Here is an 11,289-nt window from a genome sequence, read left to right as displayed (position 1 = left end):
TAGGGAATAGGGAACAGGGAACTATCAAAGGGTTTCAATATTTACAGGATTTACGCATAAACGCCATTAGTAGGGTGTGTTAGCGCTAGCGTAACACACCGATTATAGTGCTATAAATATCCTAACTTTTGCTTCGAGGCTATATTTAGATTTTGCAATTAAGCAGAACTTACACAAATTATGAAATAATAGGCTATCTGTAGAGGGCAAATGGCATTTTCCCCTACCATAATGATGAAAATTGTTCAGGACTTACGCAAAGGCAATAGACATCTCCAGAAAAGAGGGAATAGGGAATAAGGAATAGGGAATAGGGAAGAATAATTGATGATTTATGTACGGTAATTGATTTTATTTGTGATTTTTGGAGATGTCTAATACATATAGAGTCTTGGTGCGTTACGCTCCGCTAACACACCCTACTAGACTGTTTCAACTAAAATGATGCAATAGGAAGTTTACTAGAGATTGCTTCACTATCGTTCGCAATGACAAATAATCATGCACTATTTAAGATGAAACAGTCCACTACCAATAGCGTTCATGCGTAAGTCCTATTGTTATAAACTACAAGCGTTAATCAGTGCTTTTAGTACGATTTCCCATCACAGCGGCTCCTACTAATACGGCAGCTCCCCCGCCGACTGCTGCTAAAATTGCCATTATTGGAATCCCACTAGATTCTTGAGTTGTTTCCGCAGAAAGCTCTTCAGACTTTTGCACTACATTCTCATCTACTTGAGCTTGAGCTTCAGTTTCATTGGTTTGAGGAGACGCGATCGCTTCTGGAGTTGCTGCTGTATCAGCAGTTTTGGTTTTGCGTGATTCCGCATAAAGGGAGAGACTACCCTGGGTGACAAGCTGTTCCCCAATAGATAACCCTTGGGTAATTTCTAGCATTTCACCTTCAGTTGCTCCAGTTTCCACTTCAACTGGTTCATAAAAATTTTCATATTTTACAAAAACAAGCTGTTTCCCGTCTGCATCTACTAATGCTGTAACGGGTATCATAACAGCGGGACTATTTTCGACTGGGGCGATGGGTGTCACCACAATACCTAACAAAGAATCGGTTTCGGGATTCACCTTTACTCGATCGATCCCACCCGTTGCTTGGAACTCATCACCATGTCCAACATGGGATAATACCACACTAGGGACACCAAGGGTTAAACTTAGTGTTAGAATACTAATGAGTGAAAAATTTTTCATAATAACTCCTCACATTAACAAAAATAAAGATTAAACAGAATTGTTTAATAGTTTGTCACAAGGTAGATGAAATTTAGATGAAATTCAGTAAGTATTTTTTGATGTAAAATTTTTAGGGATTTTAATTTACACTTAGGTATAATTAATATTTAAGTCTAATAGATATCTCCAGAAAAGAGGGAATAGGGAACAGGGGGGAGTAATTGAGAATTTCTGGATAAGAATTAAAGACATTATTAATATCATGTCCAGATAATCAGCGATAAAAAAATTATCCCTTGTTAGTTTTTTATTTCCTCCTGCCTTCTGCCTTCTGCCTTCCTTTCTCCAAAGTGTAAGTACCCCAAGATTTGATATAACTCCCATGACTCAAAAAAATTTTTCTCTACCTAAATACTTCCAATTTGTTCAGTCTTATCCAGAAGCATTTGCAGCAGCTACCTGTGCTTTACTGGTTATTTTAAGTTGGTTTTTTTTACAACTAAATTCGATTGGTTTAGCACTATTTATTCTAGCAGCAGCTTATGTCATTGGTGGTTATGAAAGTGCTAAAGAAGGTTTAACTACTCTCTGGTCAGAAAAAGAATTAGATGTTGATTTGTTGATGATTGTTGCTGCTTTGGGAGCTGCTGGTTTAGGTTTATGGCAGCGAGAATATCACTTAATAATTGATGGAGCAGTGCTAATTTTAATTTTTGCTATTAGTGGCGCTCTAGAAACTTTTGCAATGGAGCGAACAGAACGTAACATTCGCAAGTTAATGGCTATTACTCCCGATACTGCCAGACTCATCATTAATAATCAAGAAAAACAAGTTCCTATTAATGAGTTAAAAATCGGAGATTTAGTATTAGTAAAACCAGGAGAACTTATTCCAACAGATAGTATTGTTTTTGAAGGGAATAGTACCGTCAATCAAGCTCCAATTACAGGAGAGTCTTTACCAGTTGATAAAACTGTAGGCGATGAAGTTTTTGCAGGTACATTAAATGGGAATGGTGTATTAAGATTAGAAGTAAATAAGTCTCCAGAAAGTAGTTTGATTCAGCGCGTAATTCGTTTAGTGGAACAAGCTCAAACAGAAACTCCACCTTCTCAGAGATTTATTGAAAAGTTTGAAAAGACCTACGCCAAAATTATCGTTATCTCTGGAATATTGTTGGGAATTTTACCGCCATTTTTGTTAGGTTGGAGTTGGGAAACGACAATTTATCGCGCTCTAATTTTTTTAGTAGTAGCTTCTCCTTGTGCTTTAATGGCATCAATAATGCCTACTTTATTATCAGGTATTGCTACAGGAGCGCGTCAGGGAATTTTATTTAAAAATGGCGCTCAATTAGAAATGATTGGAGAAATAAAAGCGATCGCCTTTGATAAGACTGGAACTTTGACTACTGGAAAACTCCAAGTTGTTGATATTATTCCTGCTAAAGATAAGTCAGAAAGAGAAGTTTTAGAATTAGCTGCTTCCCTAGAATCTTGTTCCGAACATCCCATAGGAGAAGCTATTGTCCAAACAGCAATTAGAAAAAATATTCAATGGCGATCGGCAACTAATGTCGCTGCCGAAACTGGCGCAGGAATTACGGGAGTTGTAGATAGTCAAATTATTTTAGTGGGCAAAGAAAATTTAATTAGGTCAGAAATAAATGCTGGCTTCAATTCTCAGTTATTAGCTGAAAGTAACCGGCTGCAAAAACAAGGAAAAACGGTAATCTGGGTTGCAAAAGAGCGAGAAATTATTGGCATTATATCTGTTGCAGATACGGTGCGTTTAGAAGCTAAAAAAATGATAAATCAGCTCAAATCTCTAGGTATTGAATCTATAGTTATGCTGACAGGAGATAACAAACAAACTGCTGATACTGTTGCTCAACATCTTGGCATAAACATAGTCTATTCAGAGTTATTACCCGAAGATAAATTAACAGTAATTAAGCGACTTCAACAAGAAAACAAAAATGTAGCAATGGTGGGAGATGGTATTAATGATGCTCCGGCTATTTCTCTGGCTACAGTTGGTATTGCTATGGGAGGTGCGGGTAGTGATGTTGCCTTAGAATCAGCAGATATAGTGTTAATGGCAGACCGCTTAGAAAAATTAGTTGAAGCTATAAGTTTAGGTCGTCGCGCCAACCGTATTATTAGGCAAAATATTACTTTTGCTATTGGATTTATTTTCCTATTATTGGTCGCTAACTTTACTGGAAATATTAATATGCCTCTCGGCGTACTTGGCCATGAGGGGTCTACAGTTTTAGTAACATTAAGTGGTTTACGTTTGCTAAAGTGACATTTTCTCTCGGCTGAAACACGAGAAATTCCTATCTATTTAGGGTTTGCTGAATAAAGTCTTTGGCTAGGGCTAGGAGACAGGATAAACGGGAATTATAGAGGAGATAGTAGAAAGAATCATCCCTTGATTTTTCTGCCAAATTCTTGACCAAAATCCTAAGATTTTGAACCTGAGTCGTCTAAAACCTCGCACTTTTTGATACTTAAAAAGGCTAAAACCTTTATCTGTAAAAACTTTGAAATTTAATCAGCAAGCCCTATTTAAACAGTTTAAACTCAAGTATTATACACTCAAGTAAATGTAGTAAAATTTTTGATATTTGCTATTGTCTATAAGTTAAGCAAAATGAGGATTCTGCTAGTAGAAGATGAAGAAGATTTAGGACTAGCAATTAAGCAAGTCTTGGTCAGTGAAAAGTATGTAGTTGATTGGGTATCCGATGGTCTTCAAGCATGGTATTATCTAGACAACCAATGGACAGACTATAGTGTGGCAATCATTGATTGGCTCTTACCGAAGCTATCGGGATTAGAACTATGCAAACGGCTCAGATTGCACAAAAATCCTTTGCCAGTTCTGATGCTTACTGCCCTGGATAGACCAGAAAATCGCGTCACCGGGCTGGATGCGGGTGCAGATGATTACTTAGTGAAACCATTTGTGATGGCAGAACTCCTAGCAAGGTTGCGGGCACTTCAGAGGCGATCGCCACAATTTCAACCCCAGAACCTTACGGTTGGCAAATTTACCCTAGATTACGCTAACAATGCTCTGGTTATCAGTTTAGCTCCATCCTCTCAAACGATTCCTTTAACCGTCAAGGAATTTCAGATTTTTGCCTACCTGATGCAGCATCCCAATTGCATCATTTCTGGGAGTAAGATTCGCCGTCAACTCTGGGATTTGGCAGCAGAACCAATGAGTAATGTCGTCGCTGCCCAAATGCGGTTATTACGTCGTAAGTTAGCAAGTTATGGCTGTGACTGCCCCATTGAAACCATCCGAGGTCAGGGTTATCGGTTCAATACATCTAGGGTTTGCTGAAAAAGTCTTATGGGTGAGGGTAGGAGTCAACCCACCTCTAACCCCTCCGGTGGAGGGGAAGTCAGGAGTCAGGAGTCAGGAGGAATTGGGAATTTAGAGGTCAGAATTATCCCTTGATTTTTCTGCCTTATGTAACCCAAAATTCTAACTTTTTGAGCCTCAAGCAGCTCAGAACCAGGTATTTATGACGACAAAAAAAGCTAAAACCTTTATATTTCAATGATTTTAGATTGAATCAGCAAGCCCTATCTAGAGAAAAAACACAATGAACAGCCATCAACTGTTTCGCAACAGTCGTTTCCGTTTAGCACTCTGGTATGCTCTGGTCATGGGCGCGATCTTAAGCATATCTGGGTTTGGTATGTATCGAACCTTGGTTAAAGCAAAATGGGAAGCCTTGGAACAAGAAATTGAGTCTATTGCTGGAACACTACATGATAGTCTTGAACCCATGTTACCGATTTCAGAAGCTCCCACTCTAGTTTTACAGCAAATTTTTCCAGAATTGTGTGTAGTCGGGCAAACCTGTAATACCAATCCCACATTAATCCAACGACATACTATTGGAATTAGCGATCGCAACACCTACTACATTCGTCTATTTGATGACGGAGGAAATCTGCTGGCATTTTCCCCTAATCAACCCACAAAACTAACTCAAACTTGGCGCTCTGTTTCTTGGCAAACACTTCGGAGTACCAATGGTATTCGCTACCGTCAATTCACGATTATTCTACACAGTGCTGCTGCACATCAAGAAGTCAATAACAGTAATCCTGCCTCCTCCTGGGGTTACTTACAAATTGGGCGAACCTTAGAATCCTTCGATGTAGAAGTCAAGCAGTTCCAATGGATTTTAGCGTTTTGGTTTCCCATTGCTTTAAGTGGGGTAGGTATTTCTAGTTGGTGGCTTTCAGGATTAGCGATGCAGCCTATTTACGAGTCTTACCAGCAACAAAAAGAGTTCACTGCTAATGCTGCCCACGAATTGCGTTCACCACTTGCTAGTCTCTTAGCTACTGTGGAAGCAATTTTACGAATACCACAATCGAATCCTCAAGATATCAAGACCATGCTCCAAACAGTAGAACGACAAGGACGACGCTTGAGCAATTTAATTGCAGACTTACTATTTTTGACCAGCCTTGAACATAATTCATCATCGCCTCAGCTCTTTCAACCCTGTTGTTTAAACGATTTAATCGGCGATTTGACTGAGGAATTTTTAGAACTGACAACCTTTGCTAAAATTGACCTAATCAGTCAAATTCCTGATGACGAAATTTATGTTTTGGGAAATGAACCTCAGTTGTATCGTTTGGTATCAAACTTAATTACCAATGCGATTCATTATACACCTAATGATGGTCAAGTCGTGGTTAGTTTAACAGCTTGCGACCGTACCGCATTCATTACTGTCAAAGATACAGGAATTGGCATTCCCCCCTCAGAACAAGCTCGTATTTTCGAGCGCTTCTACCGCGTTGACAGCCATCGCGATCGGAAAACGGGAGGAACTGGACTAGGTTTGGCCATTGCCAGGGCAATCTCCCAGAATCATCAAGGAGATATTACTGTCAAAAGTCAAGTAGGTACAGGCAGTTTATTCACGATTCATCTACCTGTAGTGGCCAGTAATAAGAAAGCCTCGGACTAGCAACACCGAACTTTTTCAGCCTGGATTAATTGCAACTAGATTAATGTTCTGGCTTTTCATTAATTGCCAACATCTGTTGAAAAACCAGACAAAGCGAACAGCTTCAAATTCCTAATACCAAGATAAAATGGCGTTCCCGGTTCCATTTATCTCTAAAGTTTATCTTCTTTTAACCGTTCTTAGAAACCTACGATATAAATCTATGATTATCTGTTTAGAGTGAAAACTTGGTTTTATTCCTGTTTAGGTATTGCAATTGTGATAGTAATGATTCTAACTTTTTGGGTATATTTAGCACTATCAAAAACTTCGCCTGTTGATGTTATAAATGTTGATACTTGCTGAAAATTGTACTTAAATATATTATCTCATTCTATAGTAAATTTATTCACCTATTCCCTAATACCTACTATCAAATGTTCCTTAACTGGCAAGACTTAATAAAAGATATAAATTTTAAACATCAAAAATGCCAACTTGACCCGAAAAATTCTATGGCTTATGCTTATTCTTTAGGTCAATTATTACTAGAAACTAAGGCTTTATTTTATCCTACTGAATGGCAATCTTGGATCAAAAATAATTGCCATTTTTCTGAAAGCTGCGCGGAAACTTATCTACAAATAGCTAAAAGTTGGCCTAGTTTCCGGACACAATTAGATGCTTACAGAAAAATTAATCTATCTGCTATGGAGAATATATCCCAAATGCAATTTGTTCCTTCTGAATTAAAAGATAATTTGCTAGAAAATCTGGAGACAGAACTTAACAAAATTATTCCACCGTTGGATAATGCTGAAGATTTTACGACTTCTTCCCCCGAATCTGAAAAATCTGAAAAATCTACAATAATTCGTTTGTATATTCCAGGGAAAGTAGTTCCTAAAGCACGTCCACGAGTTACTACTAATGGTACTTATTTACCACCTCGATATCGTACCTGGAGAAATCAGGCAGAAGTAGAAATTTACCGTCAAGTTTCTGAACTTAATTTAGAGGTAAATTTACCAATTCAAAAAGCAGCTATTTCCATTAGTTTTTGTGGGAAACATCGGACTAATTCTGATTTAGATAATTTAGCAGGAGCTTGTCTTGATGCTTTAACATTGAATGGTGCAGGTGTGCTTCAGGACGATCGCCTGAGTTGTATTCCTAAGCTGACTATTGAATATATTCCTGATACTAAGAAAACAGGTGTTTGGATTGAAATTGAAATACTGTCTTCAATAATTAATAATTAACAATTAATAATTAATAATTACCTCTTCTTATAACGGATAGGATTGGCGCTCAAGGAATTTTTTTTCTTCTCAAGGGGAGATTGGATATGGCTAGGAGACCTCGCCATCCCATCCTTCGGAATGCTCCGCTTTCCGACCGCTTTTTTCTCCATGAATGGAGAGGCTTTATACCTTAAGAGTTCGGTAAGCATTTCCTGCGGAATGCTTAAAGCTATACTAGTATTATTCAGCAGTAAAAACTAATGTTCCTTTGTCAGCTTCCAAACTATCGCCAATTTTTTGCCCATCGTGAAAAGCAGCTAAAATTACATCGCAAGTTTTTCCCCAGCTAATAATACCACTAGCATCAATACCGATCGCTCCCAAATCCCTTTTATGTTCGTGCGCTTCTGCAAATGAACGTTCAAAAGCTGCTTTGATGGAAAAACCATCCGTTACTCGAATCACAATTTTTGCAGCCAAACACTCATCAATAATATCTTCTCCAATACCAGTACAACTAACTCCAGCACTGCCAGTAGCATAATTTCCAGCAGGCATCGCCGAGTCACTCACTCTACCAATTTTTTCAAAACCTTTACCCCCAGTAGATGTGCCCGCAGCTAATCTACCTTCTTTATCTAAGACTACCACACCTATAGTGCCGGTGCCTGGAGATTCTGCAACCACGTTTGCCATTTTTCTGGTAAAATCTTGTTTGCGGTCTTCAAGCCATTCATTTAATCGTTTATCTGTCAAGGGGTTGTAAACTGGCATTTGTAGTTCCCGTACAAATTCAGCCGCCCCAATATCTGATAATACGCGATCGGGTGATTCTTGCAGCGCTTTGGCCAAATCAATAGGATGTTTAATCCGGGAGACATTGATCGTCCCACTAAACCGATGATTAATACCATCCATCAAGGAAGCACTCATCCGAATCTGGCCATCAGATTGTAGTACAGAGCCGGTACCAGCATTAAATATAGGGTCATCTTCTAATAGTTGGCAACCACGCACGACTGCATCTACCGCAGTAGTGTCACTTAGAAGCAAATTATATAATTCATCTACTATTCGATGGAGAGATTTCCGAACAACTTCTAATCCTCCTTTTTCGTTGAGGGAACTACCAGCACCACCGTGAATAATAAGTTTTGGCTGCATTTTTTTTTGTGATTAGACTACTAATTATAAGGCTATTATGCCTTGGTTTGTTTGTCAATTTTTGACCTGTGTCGCCGACATCTTTCAGAACAATATTTGACTTCATCCCAACAGTCTGCCCATTTTTTTCGCCAGCTAAAAGGGCGGTTACATACAGGACATATTTTTGTTGGTAAATCAGATTTAGTTTTTGCCATGATATAATCTTTAGCTTGATATTTCTTCGTTATTATAGTTCATAAAAATAAAAAATTTGGTAGTGGTGTACAAGTAGTGATACCCGGATAATAAGGTTAATTAGAGAGCGAATATTATTCTTTTGAAATATAGCATTTAGGGGCTTTTCTGTTCCCACCTTCTGTGTTCCCTATTCCCTTACTCCATTCTAAATCACTACATCTACAGGACTACCAAAAATATGATTTTTAGAAGCCTATTATAACAATTCTCAAAAGGTTAAGCTGGAATTGATAATTTTGGGAATTATGACTGATATAGAATCCAGTTATATAGTATATGTTTATAATTCTATAATTACTTCAATCCCCCCATCCCCTCATCCCCCCATCTCCCCATCTCTGCCAACTATACAATAGGTATTCAACCGGATTTTATCTGACTATGTGATACAACGATTAGTAATGCTGTGGATGTGTTGCATAACCTTCCTCAAAACTGTTAAGTTGTTGAATGATTTCTGTCGGTAGTATAATTTCTTTGGCTTCTAAGTTGGCTTGCAAATGCTCTCGTTTCGAGCTGCGTGGAATAGTAACAAATCCTTTATTAACAGACCAAGCTAACAGAAGTTGAGCTGGCGTACATTCACATTTATTTGCCATAGTAATTAACCTAGGAGTGTCTAACTTTTGCCCCTTAACTAGGGGAGAATGGGCTACAATTTTTATTCCCTGACGTTGACAATAATTAACAAGTTCTCTTCGTTGTACAAATGGGGAAATTTGAATTTGATTCCATTTGGGAGGAGAATTCTTGAGCAGTTGCAAATGCTGAATATTGAAATTGCTGACACCAACGTCACCTATCTCTTCCCATTCTCTTATTTCCAGCATTACTTCCCAAGCGGATAGTGGCTCTGTTCCGGGTGCGTGTAACAGAAGTAAATCTATACCCGCATTTCTCACAAATAATGCGGTCTCAAACCCCAGAAGACTTACAGGAAAATGGTTTGAACACAGCGATATAGCTGCCGCACTTGCTCCCTCCGCCAACGCCAATTAGAGAAAACGACAGTGTGTTGTTCTTTCTAGACTTTAGAACCCAATTGATTAGACGGGGGGAAAAGTATAAATTAACCGCGATTTTTTTCAAGAATAATGAATTAATTTGTTCCTCAATCAAGAGTTGAATAAAATCACAAAAGTTGCTATAATAAAGTCAAAAAAAATGCTAAATTGTACTCAGTTTATGAATCCAAGTTCTAGTCAGAAAATAAGTCAAAAATTCAATTTGGGTAGACTTAAAGGAAAAGAAGTTATAGCTAATTTCTCTGGAGGGATAATTACTGATGATGCCGGAATTGTCTTCATGGCTGAGTTAGACAAAAAGCTAAAAATTACCGAGAGGTTGGCACTTTGTTTTCAAGACTATAGAAATTTATCTTATGTAGATTATTCAGTTCATCAATTAGTTGCTCAAAGAATTTATGGACTTATCTTAGGGTATGAAGATGTTAATGACCACGACAAATTACGTCATGACCTAGCCTTAGCTATAGCCTTAGAAAAACATAATTTCATTAAATCAAACCAAGAGAGTTTGGCTGGAAAAAGTACAATTAATCGACTAGAATATTGCCCCGAAACTATTCTCAACCCAGAAAAAAGTCGTTATCATCGGATTGAACATGACCCACAAAAATTTGAAAAACTTTTTGTTGAGATATTTTTACAGTCTTATAAAAAACCTCCGAGACAAATTATTTTAGACATGGATGTGACCGACGATCAAGTCCATGGAAATCAAGAGGGAGCCTTTTTCAATACTTATTATAAAGGAGTTTGCTATGCTCCTTTGTATATATTTTGTGGCCATCATTTTGAGGGAGCTAAACTTCGTTCCTCTAATGTAGACCCAGCAGAAGGTGCATTGGATGAATTACAAAGAGTGATTAAATTAATTAAAGAAAAATGGGTTGATACTCAGATATTAGTTCGAGGTGATAGTGCCTATGCCCGTGAAGAAATATTCAAATTCTGTGAACAACAAGAGGGCGTTAATTATGTGATAGCTCTGAGCACTAATCCTCAATTAAAGTTACGAGCAACAGAATTAATAACAAAAGCGAAAAATAGTTATGAACAAAAACTTGAGCCTGTTATTGAATTAATGGAGAGTCTTTTTCTGAAGAATGAAGACCTAGAAATAGTCAGAAAATTAATTCCCAATTCAACGAATGTTTCGCTCTTTATCTTATCAAACTGAGAAATCATGGAGTCGTCAAAGAAGAGTTGTCACCAAAGTTTGTTATGGTAGTGAAGGTTTGAAAATTCGCCACGTTGTCACATCAATACCTGCTGCAAAAATTCCTCCATCTAAACTTTATACACAGGACTTACGCAAAGACACTATATATAGCGCATGCGCTATATATAGCGATATAGCTGCCGCACTTGCTCCGCCAACGCTTAAAAAAAATGTAGCGATCGCCTCAAGATTTTAGCCATTAATTCAAG

Annotated in this window: 8 protein-coding genes and 1 pseudogene; 5 read left to right on the top strand and 4 right to left on the bottom strand. The window is 37.9% G+C overall.

Features of this window, described 5'->3' with window-relative positions; genetic code table 11:
• Nucleotides 1-576: 576 nt before the first annotated feature.
• Entirely contained in the window at nucleotides 577-1,212 is a 636-nt protein-coding gene (locus tag F6K22_RS16710) for a permuted SH3 domain-containing protein (RefSeq protein ID WP_293099935.1), read from the bottom strand.
• Between the two features lie 364 nt (nucleotides 1,213-1,576).
• On the opposite strand from F6K22_RS16710, the gene F6K22_RS16705 reads away from it, so the two are divergent.
• The 4 genes from F6K22_RS16705 (at nucleotide 1,577) to F6K22_RS16690 (ending at nucleotide 7,450) form a co-directional block, all read left to right on the top strand.
• Nucleotides 1,577-3,505 carry a heavy metal translocating P-type ATPase gene (locus F6K22_RS16705; RefSeq protein WP_293099932.1) on the top strand — a complete coding sequence of 643 codons (1,929 nt, stop codon included), beginning with the start codon at nucleotides 1,577-1,579 and terminating at the stop codon, nucleotides 3,503-3,505.
• Between the two features lie 348 nt (nucleotides 3,506-3,853).
• The gene (rppA, locus tag F6K22_RS16700; protein WP_293099929.1) at nucleotides 3,854-4,552 is read left to right on the top strand and encodes a two-component system response regulator RppA; all 699 of its coding nucleotides are present in this window, start codon (nucleotides 3,854-3,856) and stop codon (nucleotides 4,550-4,552) included.
• Between the two features lie 265 nt (nucleotides 4,553-4,817).
• Nucleotides 4,818-6,209, top strand: a complete 1,392-nt coding sequence (gene rppB, locus F6K22_RS16695; protein ID WP_293099926.1) for a two-component system sensor histidine kinase RppB — start codon at nucleotides 4,818-4,820, stop codon at nucleotides 6,207-6,209.
• Between the two features lie 416 nt (nucleotides 6,210-6,625).
• Nucleotides 6,626-7,450: a RusA family crossover junction endodeoxyribonuclease gene (locus tag F6K22_RS16690; RefSeq protein WP_293099924.1), complete on the top strand. Its 825-nt coding sequence runs from the start codon at nucleotides 6,626-6,628 to the stop codon at nucleotides 7,448-7,450.
• Between the two features lie 222 nt (nucleotides 7,451-7,672).
• Here F6K22_RS16690 and F6K22_RS16685 read toward each other — a convergent pair whose 3' ends face one another.
• From F6K22_RS16685 to F6K22_RS16675, 3 genes are all read right to left on the bottom strand, one after another.
• Entirely contained in the window at nucleotides 7,673-8,596 is a 924-nt protein-coding gene (locus F6K22_RS16685; RefSeq protein ID WP_293099921.1) for an isoaspartyl peptidase/L-asparaginase, read from the bottom strand.
• Between the two features lie 35 nt (nucleotides 8,597-8,631).
• Nucleotides 8,632-8,793: a DUF2256 domain-containing protein gene (locus F6K22_RS16680; RefSeq protein WP_293099918.1), complete on the bottom strand. Its 162-nt coding sequence runs from the start codon at nucleotides 8,791-8,793 to the stop codon at nucleotides 8,632-8,634.
• Between the two features lie 438 nt (nucleotides 8,794-9,231).
• Nucleotides 9,232-9,738 carry an aldo/keto reductase gene (locus tag F6K22_RS16675; RefSeq protein ID WP_293099915.1) on the bottom strand — a complete coding sequence of 169 codons (507 nt, stop codon included), beginning with the start codon at nucleotides 9,736-9,738 and terminating at the stop codon, nucleotides 9,232-9,234.
• Nucleotides 9,739-10,021: 283 nt separating this feature from the next.
• Between F6K22_RS16675 and F6K22_RS16670 the strand changes: the two are divergent.
• Nucleotides 10,022-11,165, top strand: a pseudogene (locus F6K22_RS16670) (IS1380 family transposase); the annotation flags it as partial.
• Nucleotides 11,166-11,289 lie beyond the last annotated feature (124 nt).

It is taken from the genome of Okeania sp. SIO2F4 (assembly GCF_010672385.1).
In the GTDB taxonomy this organism is placed as follows: Bacteria; Cyanobacteriota; Cyanobacteriia; order Cyanobacteriales; family Microcoleaceae; genus Trichodesmium.
This window is presented reverse-complemented; position numbering and strand designations above follow the sequence as displayed.

Excerpts from the sequence above, each read along its gene's own strand:
- rppB (WP_293099926.1), top strand. The coding sequence starts at position 4,818 with ATGAACAGCCATCAACTGTTTCGCAACAGTCGTTTCCGTTTAGCACTC.
- rppA (WP_293099929.1), top strand. The coding sequence starts at position 3,854 with ATGAGGATTCTGCTAGTAGAAGATGAAGAAGATTTAGGACTAGCAATT.
- F6K22_RS16685 (WP_293099921.1), bottom strand. The coding sequence starts at position 8,596 with ATGCAGCCAAAACTTATTATTCACGGTGGTGCTGGTAGTTCCCTCAAC.
- F6K22_RS16680 (WP_293099918.1), bottom strand. The coding sequence starts at position 8,793 with ATGGCAAAAACTAAATCTGATTTACCAACAAAAATATGTCCTGTATGT.
- F6K22_RS16690 (WP_293099924.1), top strand. The coding sequence starts at position 6,626 with ATGTTCCTTAACTGGCAAGACTTAATAAAAGATATAAATTTTAAACAT.
- F6K22_RS16705 (WP_293099932.1), top strand. The coding sequence starts at position 1,577 with ATGACTCAAAAAAATTTTTCTCTACCTAAATACTTCCAATTTGTTCAG.
- F6K22_RS16710 (WP_293099935.1), bottom strand. The coding sequence starts at position 1,212 with ATGAAAAATTTTTCACTCATTAGTATTCTAACACTAAGTTTAACCCTT.